General features: G+C 40.3%; 19 protein-coding genes. 6 read left to right on the top strand and 13 right to left on the bottom strand.

Features of this window, described 5'->3' with window-relative positions; all coding sequences use genetic code 11:
• Positions 1 to 46 precede the first annotated feature (46 nt).
• From QE429_RS05715 to zupT, 3 genes are all read left to right on the top strand, one after another.
• Complete coding sequence (locus QE429_RS05715; protein WP_307285038.1) at positions 47 to 1417, top strand: S1C family serine protease; 1371 nt, start codon at positions 47 to 49, stop codon at positions 1415 to 1417.
• Between the two features lie 183 nt (positions 1418 to 1600).
• A complete protein-coding gene (gene tagU, locus QE429_RS05710; protein WP_307285035.1) occupies positions 1601 to 2539 on the top strand; it encodes a polyisoprenyl-teichoic acid--peptidoglycan teichoic acid transferase TagU in 939 nt (312 codons plus the stop codon).
• A gap of 260 nt (positions 2540 to 2799) precedes the next feature.
• Positions 2800 to 3612, top strand: a complete 813-nt coding sequence (zupT, locus tag QE429_RS05705) for a zinc transporter ZupT (protein ID WP_307285032.1) — start codon at positions 2800 to 2802, stop codon at positions 3610 to 3612.
• Positions 3613 to 3893: 281 nt separating this feature from the next.
• Here zupT and rbsK read toward each other — a convergent pair whose 3' ends face one another.
• The 7 genes from rbsK to QE429_RS05670 all read right to left on the bottom strand — a co-directional run bounded on the left by rbsK (position 3894) and on the right by QE429_RS05670 (position 10979).
• Positions 3894 to 4817 carry a ribokinase gene (gene rbsK / locus QE429_RS05700; protein ID WP_307285030.1) on the bottom strand — a complete coding sequence of 308 codons (924 nt, stop codon included), beginning with the start codon at positions 4815 to 4817 and terminating at the stop codon, positions 3894 to 3896.
• A 73-nt stretch (positions 4818 to 4890) separates the two neighbouring features.
• Positions 4891 to 5850 carry a substrate-binding domain-containing protein gene (locus tag QE429_RS05695; RefSeq protein ID WP_307285028.1) on the bottom strand — a complete coding sequence of 320 codons (960 nt, stop codon included), beginning with the start codon at positions 5848 to 5850 and terminating at the stop codon, positions 4891 to 4893.
• Between the two features lie 17 nt (positions 5851 to 5867).
• Positions 5868 to 6848, bottom strand: a complete 981-nt coding sequence (locus QE429_RS05690) for an ABC transporter permease (protein ID WP_307285025.1) — start codon at positions 6846 to 6848, stop codon at positions 5868 to 5870.
• The gene (locus QE429_RS05685) at positions 6841 to 8337 is read right to left on the bottom strand and encodes a sugar ABC transporter ATP-binding protein (RefSeq protein WP_307285022.1); all 1497 of its coding nucleotides are present in this window, start codon (positions 8335 to 8337) and stop codon (positions 6841 to 6843) included. Before QE429_RS05685 ends, QE429_RS05690 begins: the two co-directional genes overlap by 8 nt.
• Positions 8338 to 8369: 32 nt before the next feature.
• On the bottom strand, positions 8370 to 8768 hold the full coding sequence (rbsD, locus tag QE429_RS05680; RefSeq protein ID WP_307285019.1) for a D-ribose pyranase: 399 nt from the start codon (positions 8766 to 8768) through the stop codon (positions 8370 to 8372).
• A gap of 35 nt (positions 8769 to 8803) precedes the next feature.
• Positions 8804 to 9823 carry a LacI family DNA-binding transcriptional regulator gene (locus QE429_RS05675; protein ID WP_307285016.1) on the bottom strand — a complete coding sequence of 340 codons (1020 nt, stop codon included), beginning with the start codon at positions 9821 to 9823 and terminating at the stop codon, positions 8804 to 8806.
• Positions 9824 to 10070: 247 nt separating this feature from the next.
• Positions 10071 to 10979, bottom strand: coding sequence for a serine hydrolase domain-containing protein (locus QE429_RS05670; protein ID WP_307285013.1), 909 nt, complete (start codon positions 10977 to 10979; stop codon positions 10071 to 10073).
• Positions 10980 to 11349: 370 nt separating this feature from the next.
• Between QE429_RS05670 and QE429_RS05665 the strand changes: the two genes are divergently transcribed.
• Positions 11350 to 11910, top strand: a complete 561-nt coding sequence (locus tag QE429_RS05665) for a glycerol-3-phosphate acyltransferase (RefSeq protein WP_307285011.1) — start codon at positions 11350 to 11352, stop codon at positions 11908 to 11910.
• Positions 11911 to 12253: 343 nt separating this feature from the next.
• Positions 12254 to 12574, top strand: coding sequence for a hypothetical protein (locus tag QE429_RS05660; RefSeq protein WP_307285008.1), 321 nt, complete (start codon positions 12254 to 12256; stop codon positions 12572 to 12574).
• A 67-nt stretch (positions 12575 to 12641) separates the two neighbouring features.
• Here QE429_RS05660 and QE429_RS05655 read toward each other — a convergent pair whose 3' ends face one another.
• Positions 12642 to 13082, bottom strand: coding sequence for a ferritin-like domain-containing protein (locus tag QE429_RS05655; protein WP_307285006.1), 441 nt, complete (start codon positions 13080 to 13082; stop codon positions 12642 to 12644).
• A gap of 344 nt (positions 13083 to 13426) precedes the next feature.
• On the opposite strand from QE429_RS05655, the gene QE429_RS05650 reads away from it, so the two are divergent.
• Positions 13427 to 15220, top strand: coding sequence for an N-acetylmuramoyl-L-alanine amidase (locus QE429_RS05650; RefSeq protein WP_307285002.1), 1794 nt, complete (start codon positions 13427 to 13429; stop codon positions 15218 to 15220).
• A gap of 56 nt (positions 15221 to 15276) precedes the next feature.
• Here the strand turns inward: QE429_RS05650 and QE429_RS05645 are convergent, their stop codons facing one another.
• The 5 genes from QE429_RS05645 to QE429_RS05625 form a co-directional block, all read right to left on the bottom strand.
• On the bottom strand, positions 15277 to 16602 hold the full coding sequence (locus QE429_RS05645) for a sensor histidine kinase (RefSeq protein ID WP_307285000.1): 1326 nt from the start codon (positions 16600 to 16602) through the stop codon (positions 15277 to 15279).
• Between the two features lies 1 nt (position 16603).
• On the bottom strand, positions 16604 to 17281 hold the full coding sequence (locus tag QE429_RS05640) for a response regulator transcription factor (protein WP_307284997.1): 678 nt from the start codon (positions 17279 to 17281) through the stop codon (positions 16604 to 16606).
• A 67-nt stretch (positions 17282 to 17348) separates the two neighbouring features.
• Entirely contained in the window at positions 17349 to 17855 is a 507-nt protein-coding gene (locus tag QE429_RS05635; RefSeq protein WP_307284994.1) for a hypothetical protein, read from the bottom strand.
• A 165-nt stretch (positions 17856 to 18020) separates the two neighbouring features.
• On the bottom strand, positions 18021 to 19193 hold the full coding sequence (gene iadA, locus QE429_RS05630; RefSeq protein ID WP_307284991.1) for a beta-aspartyl-peptidase: 1173 nt from the start codon (positions 19191 to 19193) through the stop codon (positions 18021 to 18023).
• Between the two features lie 222 nt (positions 19194 to 19415).
• Positions 19416 to 20843, bottom strand: a complete 1428-nt coding sequence (locus tag QE429_RS05625; RefSeq protein WP_307284989.1) for a YfcC family protein — start codon at positions 20841 to 20843, stop codon at positions 19416 to 19418.
• Positions 20844 to 21002 lie beyond the last annotated feature (159 nt).

The raw sequence follows: 21002 nt of genomic DNA, 5'->3' as shown, positions 1-21002 counted from the left end.
TTGCAGAGTGCATAGTAAATATTCCATTTAAGAGGTGAATTGTATTTTGAAAAGAGCCCTTTTTACCATACCTTTAAGCTTACTCCTTATCGCAGTAATTGTTACCTCCTTTGTTCTCATAAACATCAAACCAGCGACGGGCAACATTGCTCAAGCTCAAAAGCTAGCAGAATATACAAAGCCGGCGGTTGTTCGGATACTCGACTACGCGGTTGTAGAATGGCAATTTAATAACCCAAATGACCCTGAAGTAATGGCCATTATGGAGCAACTAAACTATCAATCAGTTCTAGGCGGTTCTGGTTCTGGGGGAATTATTAGCTCGGATGGCTATATCGTGACGAATGCTCATGTGGTTGAAACGACGCAAATGAAAGATGAAGACATTGCCAATGCTGCCTTTGAACAATTAGTTAACATTATGGCAGACTACTTTAAAGTAGATTACGATACTGCTTATAATTACATGCTGAACTATACACAATACACAGGTATTAAAAAAGTCATTAAGGTTATTTTACCGGGTGGAGACGTCCTTGATGGCGAAGTGAAAAGCTACGGCGCTCCGATTAACGAAGGAAAAGATGTAGCTGTCTTAAAAATTGAAGGGAAGAACCTTCCTACCCTACCACTTGGAAACTCAGACAATATCCAGAACCAAGATAATATCTGGGTCATTGGTTACCCGGCAGCAGCTGACTCTGACTTACTATCACCAGACTCCTCTTTAGTCTCCTCGATGAATGCAGGACAAATTTCTGCTACTTCGAAAAAGACGGAACAAGGCAGTCCGGTTATCCAAATTAATGCCGCAGCCACTCATGGAAATAGCGGCGGTCCTGTAATCAATGAGAAAGGCGAGATTATTGGGCTCCTCACTTTTAGAGGTGATACCGTAAACGGACAGGAGGTTCAGGGCTTTAACTTTGCCGTACCTGTCAACACAGTGAAGGAATTTGTAAACCAGGCCGGTGTGAGGAATACAAAGAGTGAAACAGATAAGCTCTACCAAGAGGGCCTAGAATTATATTGGGGCGGCTATTACAAGCATGCCTTAGAAAAATTTGAGGCAGTCCAGCGAATTTATCCAAATCACTCTGAAATCAAGCAATATATTGCTAATTCCGAGAAGAAGATGGATAGCAGTAAGACGTTATGGTCCGATTATGCGACTATTTTCTATATTATTGATGGTGTGTCAGGGTTGCTTATTCTTGTATTACTGGTGTTCACCTTTGCATTTAAACCGAAAAAGCCTGTTGTAGCGGCAGCGGTACCTGGTCCAACACCACCAATGAATGGAAATGGCGGCTTAACTGATCTCAATGGTGATGGAAAAATTGATGTGCAAGACATTCTTCAAGCGTTGCAGGAACAACAAAGAAAACAGAATAATAATGATAATAACAATAACTAACAATAAAGTAATAGAAAAGTAGATATAGGGGGCAGTTTATACTGCTCCCTTTTTATCGTGCACTAAAACGAACAATTAACGATAGGATTTTTCCATGTTAGATGTTACAATAAAGATTAGCTACAACTAGAATCTCTCCTAAATAAAATAGCAATACTATTTTACATACATGGGGGTTTTTTAATGCAGAATGTTCGTTATAAAGAAAACAAAAGCAGGAAATGGTTAAAAATAACCGGGGTAATTCTTTTGCTCCTATTCATTGCTGGAGGGGCATATGCTTATACAGTGTATAAGTCACTAAAGACGGCAGTTGTTACAATGCACCAGCCCGTGGTTCAACGGGAAGTCCCTGTAAAAAGGGAGCAGCCGGTTGTCTTCGAAGAAAAGGATCCTTTTTCGGTATTAATGCTCGGAGTGGATCAGCGAGAGGGAGATAAAGGACGGTCAGATACAATTATTGTTCTGACGGTCAACCCGAATACCAATTCTGTAAAGATGCTGAGTATCCCTCGTGATACACGTACAGAAATAGTCGGTAAAGGTACAGAGGATAAGATTAATCACGCCTATGCTTTTGGTGGTGTTCCTATGTCTATGGATACAGTAGAGAAATTCCTCAATATTCCTATCGACTATTACCTTCAAATTAATATGGAAGGATTTAAGGATATAGTCGATGCAGTGGGCGGCGTGAAGGTTCAGAATGATTTGGATTTTATCCAAGACAATTTTCATTTTGCTAAAGGAGAAATAACCTTAAACGGGGAACAGGCATTGAGTTTTTCCCGTATGCGACATAAGGATCCAAGAGGTGATTTTGGCCGGCAATCCAGACAACGCAAAATCATCCAGGCGGTCATTAATGAAGGAATGAGCGTATCAAGCCTCACCAACTTTTCCAGTATTTTCACTGCGCTAGGAAAAAACATCCGAACCAATCTAACCTTCGATCAAATGGTAGACATTCAGAAAAACTATAAAGAGGCTGGAAAAAACATAGAGCAAATGGAAATCAATGAAACTGGTACAATGATTAATAAGATTTATTATGGCTTGGTTTCACCAGAAGAAAAGCAAAGAATCCAAACGGAATTAAGACATCAACTGGAGCTACAATAGAATGAATGCCATACCAAAGAAACTGACTCATGATGGGTCAGTTTTTTTAGTTATTTTAAAGAACACTATTGATTTTTACACACAGTTGATTGGAGCGGAAATCAACAGTCAAGTTTAGCAGTCTGTACCTTTCTCCCTCAAAGCCCATTGATTTGTTTCTTTCAGGAAACATTTCTGTGTTGGTGCATATAAAAATATAATTGAAAATGAAATTTTCATTAGGATTTAATAATAAATTCCTAAGAGGGAGAGAATCGAAGGTGACTGAAAATCTTTTGTTGGCATTTGGATTGACCTTGTTTGCCGGCCTTGCAACAGGGATTGGGAGCATTTTGGCATTCTTCACATCCCATACCAATACAAAATTCTTATCGGTGACCCTGGGTTTCTCTGCAGGTGTCATGATTTATGTGTCCATGATTGAAATTTTTGTTAAAGCAAAGGTTGCCCTTGTGGATGCCCTTGGATTAGGCCCGGGAAGCTGGGTAACCATGGGCGCCTTCTTTGCCGGTATGTTGCTAATTGCTAGCATCGACAAGTTTATTCCTAAACAAAGTAACCCGCATGAACTAAAGACAGTTGAAGATATGAATAGTCCTGCAAGCATGGGAAATAAACCAGACTTATTAAAAATGGGGACATTTACTGCGCTTGCGATTGGCATTCACAACTTTCCTGAAGGAATCGCTACCTTCACCTCTGCCCTACAAGACCCGGCGCTCGGAATTGCCATTGCTGTGGCCATTGCGATTCACAATATTCCGGAGGGCATTGCTGTTTCTGTCCCTGTGTATTTTGCGACAGGTGATAAAAAAAGAGCATTTAAGCTCTCCTTCCTGTCTGGCTTATCGGAACCGATTGGCGCTTTAGCCGCTTATCTTTTCTTGATGCCTTTTCTAAACGAGATTATGTTTGGAATAATTTTCGCTGCCGTTGCAGGCATAATGGTATTTATCTCTCTCGATGAACTTCTACCTGCAGCGAAAAGATATGACGAAGCGCATTTATCCATCTATGGCCTCATCGGCGGCATGGTCGTCGTCATGGCACTTAGTTTATTGCTATTTATCTAAGACACGGTGGGAGCGGAAACACTTGCTATGGGTATTAGAAATTTCCCCCATTTACCAGTCGGGCCATTTTCTCTTTGCTCGGGCATTAAAAGCTACTTCTATTTACCAGTCGGGCTTCTTTCAATTGGATCGGGATATAAAAAACCACACTATCAAGGATTGTGGCTGTGACAATTTTTCTTACCTTTTAATAAAAAAATAACAGCGAGCAAATCTGCTCACTGTCTTTTCCACATGGAAAGTGTCCACGGATGGTGCCTGAAACCAAAAATAACATATTTTTAAGCTTTTTTAACCATAAGTTCTTCTACTTCATGCTGGTATGGCATCGCTGGTGCGGTGCCTATTTTGGTAACCGAAAGGGCTGCTACAGCGTTGGCGTAGGTCATTGCTTCTCGAACCGACTGGCCGTTGCTTAGTGCGTGAGCAAAGCCCCCGTTAAAGGCATCTCCCGCGCCTGTTGTATCAACGGCATGAACCTTAAAGCTCGATATGAGTTCCCCTTTTTCTCCTCCTTCATAAAGGTAGGCACCTTTCGCACCAAGGGTAATAATGACCGTACCTACACCCATATCATGAATTTTTTTCGCAGCAAATAGTGCAGATGCTTCGTCCGTTACCTCTACACCACTTAACTCGAATGCTTCCGTTTCATTCGGTGTAATATAGGCAATATCTGCTAGGATTTCTCTAGGAAATTCCTGATAGGGAGCAGGATTTAAAATCACCGGTACATCCCATTCCTTGGCTAGACGTACTGTTGTCACCACTGCCTCAATACTAGTCTCTAATTGAACTAACACAACGTCAGCTTGTTTGAATGTATCTTCCGCAGCAACTACTTCTTCTTCCGTAATCGTTCCGCATGCCCCTAATGCAACCACAATACTGTTTTCGCTCTGCTCATCCACAGCAATCAACGCAGCTCCAGTCGCTTGATTAGGATCTACTTTCATAAACTGGGTGTTTACTTTTTCTGCAGTAAAATGTGCCAAGGCCTCTCTGCCAAAAAGATCATCCCCCAATTTAGTTATAAACGTAACTTCTGAACCAGAACGTGCCGCTGCTGTTGCCTGGTTCCCTCCCTTTCCACCAGGTCCCATCTTAAATGGTCCCCCTAGAACGGTCTCACCCGGTTTGGGAAGATGCGGTGTACGACTCATCAAATCGACCACATAGCTACCTACTACAACAACTTTTGACATATGAAGAAACCTCCCTTTAAAGTAGTAAAAACGCAAGGTTAGATGCGTTTTTACTACTCTAACTATTATTCTATTACTTTGTTTTAACCTCATTTACGTTCTTAGGAGTCACAAGTGTTGAATCAAGAATCACTTCTTTATCAACAGATTCCTTTTTAGAAATTTTTAAAGCTGTCTTAACCGCTTCTTTTCCTAAGAATACAGGTGGTTCAGCAATTGTTGCCTCTAATTTCCCACCCTTAATCGCTTCGATAGCAGGATCAACCGCATCACAGCCAATTAAAGTGATTTCATCAAGGCGGCCTGCTGCTTCAATTGCAGCTAGCGCACCAAGAGCCATTTCATCATTCGCAGCATATACACCATCAATTTTAGGATTCGCTTGTAAAATATCTTCCATAACTTTCATTGCTTCACCACGGTCAAAGTTTGCAGCCTGTCTTGCAACCACTTTGAATCCAGGAGTTTCGTCCATTACTGAATTGAAGCCTTTACTTCTGAATTGTCCTACGTTTGTTCCTAAAATCCCTTGAATCTCTACAATATTTCCTTTACCACCAAGAGCTTCTTTCAAGAAGTTACCTGCAATCTTACCAGACTTAAGTGCGTCAAAACCAATATGAGTAACTACTTCTCCGCCATTTGATTGACGGTCAATTGTAAATACAGGGATTTTTGCATCGTTTGCCTTTTTTACACCTTCAGCAATAGCATCGCTATCGGCTGGGTCAATAATTAAAACATCAATATTTTGCTCTAAAAGGTTTTCAACATCTGCTAATTGTTTACCAGGATCGTTTTGTGCATCTGTTACAACAAGATCAATCTTATCTTCCTTCGCTTGCGCCTCCGCTCCTTCTTTAACGGCTACGAAGAATGGATTGTTTAGGGTATTCATGGATAAACCGACTTTTAGCTTGCCATCTTTTGATTTCGAACCGGATGTTTTTGTACTTGAACCTTCGTCCATACTGCAACCAACAAGACCAATAATAATCGCAAATAGTGCCAACAAAGAAATAATCTTTTTCATCTTAATACCCCCAACGTTTATTTTTTTATTTTTGAAAACTTACTATCTACTAATACAGCAATTAGAATGACCAGACCTTTAGCAATACTTTGATAGAATGGAGAAACATTCATTAAGTTAAGAACATTATCAAGGACCCCCATAATTAAGGCCCCGATAAGTGTACCTGTAACTCCACCTTTTCCTCCTGCTAAACTGGTCCCACCAATAATAACGGCCGCGATAGCATCCAACTCAATTCCTGTACCCGCAGTTGGCTGAGCTGACATTAATCGTGAGGTATAAATAATAGCGGATAAAGCGGAAAGCAAACCAGAGATTCCAAAAACAGCTATTTTAATGGCTCTCACATTAATACCTGCAAGAATAGCCGTTTCTTCATTTCCACCGATGGCAAAGATATATCGGCCAAAACTAGTGTATTTTAACATCCAATACATGAATCCAAATACAACAAACATAATGATAATCGGAATAGGAACTCCGAAGAATCGACCGCTTCCAATATATCGGTATGTATTGTTACTTACTACTAATGGATAACCTTTTGTATAAACGAGCGTCATTCCTCGTGCAATAACCATGATTGCCAAGGTGGCAATAAAGGATGGGACACCAAATCTTGCAGTAATAAAACCATTAAAAAGACCGAATAGTAATCCTACGCCAAGTGCAGCAAGCAGTGCTAGTGCCAGCGGCCAACCAGCGGTCAACGCACCTGCTAAAATAGCTCCTGAAAACGCCATAACAGCTCCAACCGAAAGGTCAATGCCTGCAATTAAAATGACGAGCGTCATCCCGCTTGCAATTATGGCAATAATGGATACTTGACGAAGCACATTCATCACGTTACTCATTGTAAAGAAAACATCTGACAATGCCCCTGCAATCCCACACAATACAATAAAAATCAATAATACACGGTATTTTTCAATGAGGGAAAGCCAATTAAAGGCTTCCTTTTGCACCTCTTGCTTAACAGGTGTCGTACTAGGCATTCGTCACACCCCCTGATGCGTAATAAAAGATTTTTTCTTGAGTCGCTTCCTGCTGACTGAGTTCAGCTGTTATTCTTCCTTCATTCATAACTAGAATCCGATTGCTGAGGCCGAGTAATTCCGGCATTTCGGAAGAGATCATAATAATGGAAATCCCATCTTCTGTAAGCCTTTTCATAATTTGATAAATTTCAGCTTTTGCCCCCACATCAATACCCCTTGTGGGTTCATTTAGAATTAACACTTTAGGATTCATCTGAAGCCATTTTCCAAGGACAACCTTCTGTTGATTTCCTCCGCTCAGCGTTCTGACTTCTACACTTGGATCGTGGACCTTTATTTTCAGATCCTTGACCCATCGGTTAACAATCTCATCTTTCATTTTCTTCTTCGAAACACCAAACCGTGATATTCTCCGGTAAGTTGGTAGAAGAAGATTTTCATAGACTGATAATCCAAGGACTAAGCCTTCCTGCTTACGGTCATCTGTTACAAGTGCAATACCTGCATCAATCGCTCCCCTTGGGTTCTTTACTAACTTCGAATCTACTTTTACAGAACCGCTCATATTGTTGTATAAGCCAAATATCGCTTTTGATAGCTCCGTCCTTCCAGAGCCCATTAATCCAGCAATCCCAAGGATTTCCCCTTTTTTAACCGAAAAATTAATGTTATGCAGCATGTCCGGGACTGAAACATCTTTGACCTCAAGTAAAATATCATTAGCAGGGGTACCCTTCTCTGGATACAAATCAGTCAACTCACGACCGACCATCATCGTAACCATATCATCTTTTGTAACGTCCTTTACCAGAGCGCTCCCGATGTATTTTCCATCTCTTAATACAGCGATTGAATCAGCAACCGCTTGGACTTCTTCCAAGCGATGGGTAATAAAAATGACTCCCATTCCCTGTTGCTTTAAGTCCTTCATAATGGCTAACAGCTTACTAGTTTCTTCATCATTTAAAGCAGCAGTCGGTTCATCCATGATAATGATTTTAGAATTAAAGGAAAGGGCCTTGGCAATTTCGACTAATTGTTGTTCTGCCACAGAAAGGTCGATGATTAAATCATCCGGTGAAACTCGTGTTAACCCTACCCGGTCTAGCCAAGTTCTTGTTTCGTCCCTAACCTGTTTGCGGTGAATGATCCCTTTTGTTTTGCGAGGCTCTCGTCCAATGAAGATATTTTCGGCTACACTCATATGCGGGATCAAATTAAATTCTTGATAGATAATACTGATTCCCAGACTTTGAGAGTGTTTTGGCCCCTCAATCGTTACGGGGTCTCCATTTATATAGATTTGCCCATTACTCGGCTGATGAACGCCTGCAAGCACCTTCATTAAAGTGGACTTGCCAGCCCCATTTTCACCAAGTAAAGCAAGGATCTCTGACTGATTTACATGAATAGATACACGATCAAGAGCTTTCACTCCAGGAAACTCCTTCGAGATTTCCCTCATTTCAAGTAACGTTGTACTCATTCATCTGTCCCCCTTTGAACGAGCTTTCATTTTTAGTAAACAACTCCTGCTACTAAAATAACATTGGCATACCCAGTAAACTCACCAGTTCGAATTAATCCTCTTGCTTGTTTGGTTTGTTGTTTGAATTCTACATGTGGAACGTATTCAATTGGTTTATTTTCAAAGCGGCTTACGATTTGGTCATGCATTTCTGGACTGACTGTTTTTAGTTCCTCTGCTAGAATGACTTTTTCCACCTCTAGTTCTGTCAACACTGTATCTAGCGTTTCAAGAAAACCTGGTACTCCTTCCTTGAGTGCCAAATCGATTCTGTGTGTCACATTTTCAGGAATAGGTAAACCGGCATCTGTAACGACAACATAATCTGTATGACCAGTTTCAGAGATTAATTGATTAATTCTTGGATTTAAAATTCCACCTTTTTTCATCTTGTTTCTCTCTCCCTTTGCAAGAATGTAAACGTTTAGATTTTTATTTTTACTTGGCAGGATTCTCGAATTTTTAGTTCAGGTGATAAAAGATACTCTCTCTTTGGAAGCTCACCCTTCATATTCATTCGTTCGTAAAGTAATTGAACGGCTATTTCACCAATTGTCATCATCGGTCTAGATACTACAGATAATCGTGGTTTGATAAAAGTTGCAATTTCCACATCATCAAACCCTATAAAGGATACTTCTTCTCCCAATTTCCAATCTAAGTCTATTAAACCTTTTATACAACCTATTGTCATGAGATTGTTTGATGAAAAAATAGCAGTTGGTCTATTGTCTGAATCGTACAGTTCATGTGCTGCTGAATAACCGCTGCCTTCCATAAAATCACCTTGAATAACCAAGCTTTCATCAAAAGAAATATTATATTCCTCTAGTGCTTTTTTATAGCCTAAAAACCTCTCCAGTCCAGGAGTGGTTTGTTGTGGCCCGCAAATAATAGCAATTCTTTTATGCCCTTGTAAAATGAGGTGCTGAACTGCCTGATAGGAACCATTTACATTGTCAACCAACACGGTATCCACATCAAATTTCTTGATAGCCCTGTCAACAGCCACGATGGGAATACCTTGGTCCTGTAAAAGTTTAATATGGTCTCCCGTCTCATTTGCTGTTGTAATAATGACGCCATCTACACCTCGTTCAATGAAAATCTTCACGATTTCTTCTTCTACGATAGGTGACTCATTTGTACTACTTAGAATTGTGTAGTATCCTAGCTCCCGCGCCTTTTGCTCAATGCCGGAAACAACAAGTGGAAAAAATGGATTTTTAATATCTGGCACAATAATGCCGATAGTATGTGTTTCTTTTCTTTTCATACTTCTTGCTACTGCGCTGCGGATATAACCAAGTTCATTGATAGCGTTTACAATTCGTTCTTCAGTTACTTTTCTAACGCCACCCTGGTTATTGATTACCCTCGAAACCGTAGCAATTGAAACCTTCGCAAGCTTTGCAACATCTTCAATTGTTGGTTTGTACTCCATATTATGTAACCCCTAAAATGTAAACGTTTAGATTTATGTTTTTAAAAATAATAGACCTAAAACTTCTAGTCTATTGGATATGTTTTCTTCAAATGTAAACGTTTAGATTTATTATAATTTGATAATATCACCGCCTACTATTGAAATGCAAGAGTGTTTTTTAAATGTTTTAAAAATTTTTAAAACTGTTATTAACTTTTCTATCTTTTATATAATAGAAACCCTAAAACCACTCCACTCTATCTATTCAAAGCTTTTTAAAGTAGCTTAAAGGTTTAAATGTATCGTTGTACAGGTCACTAGTAAATGTAACGATGAGTTGGTATTCAGGAACGACACAAATATATTGGCCTCCGTATCCCATGGCAAAGAAGGCTGGGGGTTGCGCAGGTTGATGATTCTCATCGGTTAGGATCCACCAATGATAGCCATAGGTGCCAATTTTGTTGTAGGTATGGAAGCGTGGCATAGTGGATTCCTTTACCCAATCCTTCGACACGATCATCTGCCCTTTCCAAATTCCCTCATTTAACATCAACTGCCCTATTTTCAGCATATCGTTTGCTTTTAATGACAACCCAAATCCGCCGATTACGATCCCTTTCGCATCCGAATACCATTTATAATCCTTTATCCCCAATGGCTTAAACAAATAAGAATCCGCATATTTTGTTAAAGTCTTACCTGCCGCCTTTTGGAGAATCGCACTTAACAGATGGGAGCAACCTGAATTATAGTGCATACTTTCTCCTGGAGATTCAACCATGGGCCTTTCTAGGATAAAACGAACCCAATCCTGCGAATTAATCATGGGCATCGGCCTCCCACCCCAGCGCGTAAATTCTGGCCAATCAAATCCGGGAGTCATGGTAAGCAGATGTTCAAGTGTCAATTGCTTTTTCCCGTCAGTAAGGTCCGGGAAAAAATCAACTATAGGCTGATGGACTCCCTCTAACTCACCACGATCAATCGCAATCCCAATTAAAATAGCGAGCACACTCTTTGTAACAGAGTTGACCTTATGCTGTTTATCTTTCATTTTATTATTTTTATAGTATTGAAAAACTAAAGAATCCTTATGCTGGATGAGACATGACGTAATTTTATCCTTTTTTATCTTTTTTTCTAATTCAGTAAAAATATCATTTGAAATCACTTGATTTTCACCTCAAAATAATATCATCGGGCTTTTGCAAATGTCCTCTCATAAACAATTTCTACCAATGCCCTCAAAGACCTTTATTTTAAGGCTATTTTCACAAATATAGTTGTTTTCGTGATAGAATCCCACTTCAGAACGTTCGGGTCTTTGTACAATTACATCAAATTGTATGTTTTAGGCATTTTTCAGCGAATTTCGGAACTTTATCAGCGAATTTTTAATTTTATCAGCGAATATAACAAAATATCAGCGATTTTCAATTTTTATCAGCGAATCAAATAACAACACTCTTCTAAAAGTTTACAAACGAAAAGGTACCTGGTGCCTGACACCATGTACAATCAAAGATTTGGGAAGTGAGCAAATGATTTATCTATATCTAGTAATTTGCTATTTTATCGGCTGTATTATGTTCGGATATTTGGTTACAAAGATGATTTATCATAAGGATATCAGGCTTCATGGGAGTGGAAATGTGGGGGCAAGAAATGCCGGACGGCTCCATGGAAAAAAAGCATTTGCCCTCATCTTTTTAGGAGATGCCTTAAAAGGTGTTCTCGTCATATCGCTTGCTCGCTATTTAGAATTTTCCGGGCCTGTCCAGCTGCTAGGATTAGGAATGGCCATTATCGGCCATCTCAAGCCGATCACATTGAAGTTTAAGGGAGGAAAAGGAATTTCCACCTTTATTGGCGGGATGGTTATGTTTGAACCACTGCTTATTCCTGTCATTATCATCGGATTCATAATCCTGTATCCATTAACCAAAAGCTTTACTTTTGCAGGCTTAGGGGTATTTCTGCTCATTCCGGTGTTTCTAGTAATCAACCATTCTGACTGGATTAGCTGTGTCATTTCTGGGAGCTTACTTGTGATTATTTTATTGGCGCATGCTGGGAACATAAAAGAAAGGTTAAAAAAATAAGAGCATGTTACTGAGGGTATGCGCTTAGACTCGTTCTACGTGACCCTTTTCTCTTTTCCACTACTCCTTCGGGCATGTAGAATCTTCCTATGTTACCCACTACTATTTCCTCCTACCTCTTCTGGCACTTACACCGACTCCATGTGGCCGAAGGCATTACCTCTTACCTTTTAGCAAGATTAGTAACAAATGATGATTACTTCTCCAACAAAACTGACAACTTCACTTCCACCACTATGTTGCAATCAAGTTACGATTGCCTAAATTATGTATAAAAAGTCCTAGGCGGTAATATTTATTTTTATATGGTGGATTGTTTTTTGGGAATTACTTCTTGGGGGGGATGCTTCTGAAGGCGATACGATTAATACAATGGCTGATTGGGATTTTCCTTTTTGTGTATGGTGTGTATCTTATTTTTGGTGTGCAGGAATTCTTTGGTACCTTAGCAATCATTGCCGCGTTTTTAATCTTCCCTAGCCTTGAAAATAAAGGCCAAACCGCTGCAGCTACCTCTAAAAGTTATAGCAACGACCCGTATCATGCCTCTGCCTTCAATACCATTGATTCAGACGAATCCGATGATGATGATGATGACAATGACTCAGATGATAACGACTCGAACGACGATGGGGACTACGGTGGAGACTCCAATGACGACTAAACTATACAATCAAAAAACAGGGCTGACCTCGCGAGAGTACCCTCCTAGGTCAGCCCTGTTTTTTCTATTATTTATTTTTCGTAAAATAATACAGGAACCACACCGCATGATTTTGCTCATCAGCTGCTGCTCTACGGAAAACTTCCTTAATATATGGATCTGTTGTTTCATCCGCTATATTCAAATAAAAATCCACTGTCTCTTGTTCATCCACCAATGCAAACTCTAATCCCTTATTATACGTATTCGGACACTCCTCCGAAGCCTTTGGTTGAGGCTGCCTGCCAGTAAGGCTTGTGTAAATCCTTACAAATTGATGATAATGTCTCTTTTCGTCTTCGCGAATTTCAAGGATTTGCTTACGCTGCTTTTCCTTCGTGGCCAGTTTGGCGATTTTTTCATAACATTGGATCGCACTATATTCCCCGTTAATCGCTTTTTCAATATCTTGAATTAACTTATTTTGTTGTCTGCTTAAAGCATCAGAGTAATTTGAATAAGGATACATAGCTTTTCCCCTCCTCTTTCTACCTATCCCTATGTTACGAATGACTTGGTTATTAGGTGCCTGCCCATGTTCAAAAAGGTCACACTTCGCCTGGTTTCAACAAAATCCCTTCCAATTAGCGTTTTCAATAGAAAGATTGTCGATTTTTGCTTCACAATCTAGAAAATACAGTTTAATATAAAATTAACAAATTAAGGATAGAATCGTAGTTTTTGGCAACTCACTACACAAGACCTCTAGAGCAAAAGGAGTGTGAGAAATCTAATAGAGGCATAATACAGCTCGGTACCCATGCTGTAATAACTCTTTAGAGTTACACTTAGTAAAGAAAGGGAATTTTAGCGTTGAAAAAGAAAATAATGATTTTATCGATTTTTGCTTTATTACTCTTGAATTTTGGGATAGGCTTTTCACCGACCTATGCAGCGACGACAGGTTGGAAGCTAGAAAACGGAAAATGGTATTATTACCAAAATGATAGTCCTGTAAAAGGATGGATTCTCATAAAAGATAAATGGTATTACCTTGACACAAAAGGGGCCATGGAGACCGGTTGGCTTCTAGACAAAGGTAAATGGTATTACCTTCAGGCGGATGGTTCTATGAAGACAGGCTGGTTGAACGTCAACAATAAATGGTACTTCCTTCAAGCAAGTGGTGCGATGAAGACCGGTTGGCTTTTATTAGGAACGGATTGGTATTACTTAAATTCAAGCGGCGAGCGAACAAGCGGACTTCTTTCCGATAATTCCAATGTATACTTTTTAAACAAGGATGGAATCATGCTGGCTAACCAATGGCAGGAAGTGAATGAAAAGAAGTTCTACTTTAAGAACGATGGATCTGCTGCTACTACTCTTACTGAAATTGCCGGAAAAAAATATCTGTTTAACACAGACGGATCTCTTGCCTTCGGGTGGAGACTGGTAAATGGCAAATGGTATTTTTCAAACACGGAAGGATTGGTTCAAACAGGCTGGCTGACCGATAAGGGCAAGAAATATTTCTTAAATCCGAGTGGGGTTATGCAAACAGGTTGGGTTGAAGAACAAGGGAAGAAATATTATTTTAATAGTAATGGAGCATTAACCACAGGTATGACTACTTTGAATAGTAGGACTTACTATTTTAATAACGATGGAGTTATGACCGCTGGCGGATGGTTTATGGTAGACTCAAAAAAATATTATGCAGATTCTACTGGTGTACTTAAAAGAGGCTGGATCTTGTCAAATAACACCTGGTACTATTTAGGGACTGATTTTTCTCTAAGCAAAGGCTGGTTGCTTGAAGGTGGCAAATGGTACTATCTTAATGACCAAGGCGAAATGCAGACAGGCTGGTTGCAAGATAATAATAAAAAGTATTATCTTAATGGCAGTGGGGCGATGCAAACAGGCTGGATCAAAATGGACGGTAAGTGGTTCTACCTAAATCAATCAGGAGCCTTGTCAACTGGGTGGTTCCAAGATAAAGGGCTATGGTACTACTCCGACGCTAACGGAATCATGCAAACAGGCTGGATTACAGTTAATGGTGAAGAATTCTTTTTAGATGCGAACGGTGTCTGGATTCCTATCACCAATGAACTAAAGGGAAAAACGATTGTCATTGATCCAGGTCATGGTGGATATGATGGCGGATCCAGCGCTGCAGGTGTTCTTGAAAAAAACATTAACCTGCAAGTAAGCTTGAAATTCGCCGATGCTTTAAAAAACCACGGCGCAACGGTTTATTTGACTAGAAATAAGGATGAATTTATTTCATTAGATAATAGAGTAATATATTCTAACTCTATTAAACCAGATGCTTTTATTAGTATTCATTGCAATTCTTCAACTAGCACAAGTGCATCGGGAATTGAATCTTACTATAACTCTGAAGACGGTGTCATGCCTGTGGAAAGTAAACAGCTGGCAACTTTGCTCCAAAATGAGCTTGTTAAGATTACCAGTGCGGTGACTAGGGGAGTGAAGGACGAAAGCTTCCGAGTGATTAGAGGAAATGAAGCCCCAGCTGTCTTGGTGGAAATAGGCTTCGTCTCCAATTCAACGGAACGCGCTAACCTGACAAACGCTACGTATCAAAATAAATTGGTCACTGGATTGATCAATGGCGTATTAAGGTTCTTCAATTAAGTTTATTCCAAAGCACTGACTATTTGGAGACCATCCAATAGCCAGTGCTTTTTCTATCAAACATTATTTAAACATATTCTGAACACTGCTCCTCCCCTCTCTCGATTCAACGCCGTAATCGTTCCGCCGTGTCCCTCGATGATGGCTTTGGTGATTGCGAGGCCAATTCCTGATCCGCCATCCTCACCGCTATAAAAACGTTGGAACACCTTCCTCTCTTGTTCTGGTGCAAATCCCTTTCCATCGTCTGACACTTTCACCACGACAGAAGTTCCATCCTCGGATACTTCGGATAGGACGGAAACAGTCGATCTCGCATAGCGGATCGCATTCCCTAATAAATTGATGAACGCCCTCTTCATTTTTTCCCCGTCTACCAAAACCGCTTCCATTACTCCACCATCAATAACTATCTTTACTCCTCGCTGCTCAGCCAATGCTCTGATAGTCTCCACAGCCTCTTCGATAATCAGATTAAGTGATTCCCGGCGAAACACAAAGCTCTCCTCGACACTTTCCAGCTTTGCTAAATACGTGATTCCTTCAACAATTCGCTTCAAGCGCTGACTTTCAGAAATGATCACATTGAGACTTGCATTCACGTCATCACCAGTCACTACTCCGTCTAAAATTCCTTCAGCATTTCCTTGGATCGCCATTAACGGTGTCTTTAACTCATGGGAAGCATTTTGAAAAAATACCTTTTGATCATCGTCATATTGCTTCAATCTCCTAGACAACTCATTGAAGCTATCGGCTAATTCCCCCACCTCATCCTTTGCATTCAGCTCCAGCTCCCGATCCGCCGCTTTCAGTGAAAAATGCTTCATATGCTCCGTCAGTTTCCGAATCGGCCGTGTTAGACTTTTTTCAAAAAACATGCCTAATCCAACGGCAATCAACGCTGAAATCACCAAACTAATGAGCTGGGATCTTCGCATGAGACGATTGATTTCTTTAATCTCATCCAGTTTTTGGACCAGGGTGACATATCCTTTCGTTTTCCCCGTCTTTGAGATAATGGTCACCGTTTCGGAAATATATCTTCTCTCTGGGTCCTGCTTAAATTCAGCAAGATTCCTATCCTTTAAGTCTGTATAGATAATTTCTTGATTCTTATTCCAAACAATCATTTCTGACGACAACAACCGTTCAGACAATACCAAAGCCTTGCGATTCACCAGCTGTTCTTTTACCGTTATGCTTGAAAGGGCGGTTCTCCCAAGCAATTGACTAACCACCACCGCTTCTTTATGCAGCTGCTGTTTGGTTTCATGAATTAAGTAGCGCTGGGCTATGAAATGAAAGGAAAGGCTCGTAACCAAGAAAATACTGATGATTAATAAAAAATAGGTGAATAAGAGCTTCGCGCCAATTTTCATTTCATTCATCCACCCTATAGCCATAACCCCAAATCGTCGAAAGCTCAACGGATGACGCATGCTGCTCAAGCTTTTTACGGACACGCTTGACGAGGTCATCGATCAGGCGGCCATCTCCGGTATACTCATACCCCCAAATAAACTCGAGCAGTTCTTCCCTTGTATATGGCTTGCCTTTATTTCGGGCTAGAAAAATAAACAAATCGTATTCTTTAGCCGTTAATTTGATTTCAATCCCATCTTTTTCTATGTATCTCCGCTCAAAATCGATCGTTACATCACGAATCGTCAACATTTGCGGCTTACTTACTGCTGTCTTTTCCATCCGTTTAAAAATATTCTTCATCCGAACCATCAATTCTCTTGGACTGAAGGGCTTCGTTAAATAGTCGTCTCCACCTAGTTCCAGTCCCAAAATTCGGTCAAACTCTCCATCTCTTGCCGATACAAAAATTATCGGAATATCACTCGATTTTCGAATCTCTTTACAAAGCTCAAGGCCATCCACATGTGGAAGCATGATATCTATCACCAGCAAATCCGGTTTTAACCGAAGCATCTCCTGACACACATTTTCCCCATCTGAAAAAAGAGTGACTTTGTAGCCTTCGTTTTCCATATATTTTTGCAAAATATCACGGATATTTTTCTCATCATCAACCACAAAAATATGCTTCATCTTCGAATCACCTCGCCTCCATTATAAAAGAGATAGCATGAATACACACTATCTCTTTCGTAAAACCCTATTTAAAACTAGCAATCATTTGATCAAGCAGGGCCACCTGCTCTTTCATTTTATTATTGATTTGTTGCTGGGCAGCAATTACCTTGGTAAACTGTTCGCTGGCGTCTCCCGCTTTCACTCCCTCTTTCAAGGCCTTCCTTTCATCCCTACTCTTAGTTACCAAAGACTTGAGTTCGCTATTTGTCGTTTTCAACTGCTTCTTCAGTTCCTTGGCCTGCTTTAAGTCCTCTTTATTGCCGTTCTTTTTTGCTGCTAAAAACAAATCGATTAACTGATCCTTTTTGTCGACCATCTGTTTTTTCAAATCCAACCGCTCTTTACGTAACTGATTTACTTGATGAATTTGCGCTTGGTATTTACTTAACATCTCGAACTTTTTACCAGTATGCGCTTTTGCTTCCACTGTTTGTGGATTCTCAGCAGCATGTGCCGTCTGAAACTGGTATGTCCCACCCAGCAGTATAAGGGCGCCAACGCCTATCATTAATCCCTTTTTCAGATTCATCTTCATCACTCCTTTGCTTGTCTTACTTACCTTCTCAGTATAGCCAAAGGGTTTGGCAGAACTTTGGAATAAATGTGTGAAATCTGTGTGAAAAACCTAAACAAAAAAAGGTGTCCACCACTAGCGGACAAACGTCCACAAGCGGTGCCTGACACCCGACTAGCATTATTCAAAAGTTCCTTTTACAAGGGGTTGACCTTGGTGGACCATGGTTTGTCCTTTGGCAATGACGGTTTGGATTTCGAGTGTGTCTTTTTCTAGTATGACGAGATCGGCGTCTTTTCCTTTTTGAATGGCTCCTTTTTGATGAAGCTTAAGGACTTGTGCCGGGTTAGAGGTAATAACCTGAATCGCTTGTTCCAACGGAATTCCCTCTTCCAATATTGCATCACGGACCTCTTTGAATAAGGAGGAGACTCTACCGACCTGTAGTCCTTTATACTCACCACTGTTGTCAAAATACGGCAAACTTGCTTGTCCATCAGACGAGAAGGTGATATGCCCAATGTTTACTCCTTGCTCAAGCATCACCCTTAATCCCTTTGCACATTTGACTTCCCCTTCTTCAAGGAATTGAGGGATGGTGCTTGTCGTAAAATCCACATATCCTCCCTTGTTTGCAAAAACAATTCCTGCCTGGAATAACTCTTCATTACGATTAATATGAGTCGGATGGAAATGGCGGACGGGGATTTCCGTTCTCTCAATAATTTCCTCAAGAAGGGATAATCTTTCGTCACCATCGCCCACATGGATTTCTAATACTCCTGCTTTCCCTGACAAAATCCCCCCGTTGCGAGCTGCGGCAGCAATCTTAACAAGTTCTTCAAACGTTGGTTCCGATGATCGATGATCAGAGATGGCAATTTCACCTACTCCGATGATTTTATCAATTAAAATTAAATCATCTTCAATACGCTGTGTTAATGTCTTTACAGGAACTTGGTAGGACCCCGTGTGAATATAACAAGTTACACCTTCCTCTTCGAGGGCCCGTGCTTTTGCAAGCAGACTTTCCATTCGGCGAGTGGTCCCATCCGTCCCAAGAACACCAACTAATGTTGTGATACCGGAAGTCGTAATGTCAGACAACATAATTTCAGGGGTGCGGGTTTTAAACCCGCCTTCCCCTCCACCACCAATAATATGAACATGGGAATCAATGAATCCAGGAACCACGATCTTGCCTTTGGCATCAATGACTTCTATCGGGACAAACCCATCTGGTATCCGAATCTCATCCTGTATAAAGGCAATTCTATCACCCGTTATTAAAATATCTTTTACACCCAAATATTGAGGGGCGTATACTTCACCATTTTTAATTAAGATTAACAAAGTGATTCTCTCCTAACTTCATAGCTGTCTTAAATATAGGCTGTGTTAAAGAACTTGTTGATTATTATTACCTGTTGATTGGAGCGAAAGGCACGAAGACCCCTGTGGGAGTATGGTTCAGGTGAGACCCCGCAGGCGCGTTTCTCCGAGGAGGCTCACCGAAACACCCACGAACCGCTCGTGCCTGGAGCGGAAATCAACAGGAAAATTTAACAGAGCCATTTAAAAAGGTCCATAGTTCATTAAGTAGGCAATCACTACTGCGATTAAACCAATGATGTATTGAATAAACACTAATGGCAACACCCACTTAGCCCACTTTGTCCATGGAATACCAGCAATCGCTAGTCCTGCCATTAGTGTACCAGCTGTTGGGAAAATAATATTCCCGATTCCATCAGCAAAAGAAAAAGATAATACAGCAGTTTGACGTGTAATATCCAGTAAATCAGCAAGTGGAGTCATAATCGGCATGGTTAACATCGCATGTCCGCTGCCAGATGCTAATATAAAATGAATAAGCGCTTGGAAATTATACATGCCAATGACACTTAAATACGCCGGGACATGCTTAATCGATTCAGATACACTATGCAGCATGGAGTCAACAATATGCCCATCATTTAACACGACAAGGGTAGCTCGTGATAAACCAATAATCAATGCTCCGCCGATTAAAGCAGCAGAACCATTCGTAAATGACTGAACCATTTTTTCAACAGAAAGTCTGCCAATCAGTCCGATAACGATGGTTAAGATGACAAATAATGCAGCGATTTCTGTAATATACCACTGATATTTTATTACACCAAATGCTAATACAATATAATTAAGAAGAAATGCTCCAAGAATAAATTTATGCTTACTTGTCAGCTCAGCTGTTGAGTCTAGTAATTCTGAGGCCGTGTCCCGTGAATACTTCCCATAATAACCTAAGGATGGATCTTTTTTAACTTTCATGGCATATCGATACACAAATAGAACAGATACCAAATACACAATTACAAAGAGAACGAGGCGCAATCCCATCCCAGAAAACATAGGGAGTTCCGCAACTCCTTGAGCAATCCCTACTGTAAACGGATTCATTACAGCAGTTGTAAAACCTGCTGATGCACCTAACAGAACAATTGCCGTTCCTGTTAAAGCATCAAATCCTAGAGCTAAAGCAAGTGGGATTAATAATGGAATATAGGCAAGTGTTTCTTCCGCCATTCCCATCAATGAACCCCCAGCAGCAAAGAACAGCATCATAATAGGAATTAATAATTTCTCCCGTGTGGAAAGCTTCTTTGCCATAGTCGTAATTAACACATCTACAGTACCCGTTGCACTTAATACGCCAAAAAATCCTCCGATAATTAACACGAAGAAAATAATATTTGACGCTTCTACCATCCCTGTATGAATAGCCTTCACCATATCAAACAAACCGACTGGACTGGATTCCAGCCATTTAAAGGAACCTGGGTCAACCGACGTTCGTCCGTCCACCTCTACACGTGTATACTCACCAGCGGGCAAAATATAGGTTAATAGGGTTGCAATCAATAGAATCCCGAGTAATAAGGCAAACACATTCATTTTTCTCTGCTTCTTTACTTTTCCTTCTTTTTGAATCGGTGTAATTTTTTCAGCGTTTTGGCTCATCGTCTCTCTCCCTTAATTTGAATTTTTAGAAAATATTACCTATAAAACTTCTTCCACCCAACCTTTTAACCTGAAATCTTCTAGAACGTTCTATCTACTCTTTTGCAATTTTTGTGCCAACAATAACCTCTTACTTATTATAAGGATACGGGATTGCTA

The sequence above is a fragment of the Bacillus sp. SORGH_AS_0510 genome (genome assembly GCF_030818775.1).
Classification (GTDB): domain Bacteria; phylum Bacillota; class Bacilli; order Bacillales; family Cytobacillaceae; genus Neobacillus.
This window is presented reverse-complemented; position numbering and strand designations above follow the sequence as displayed.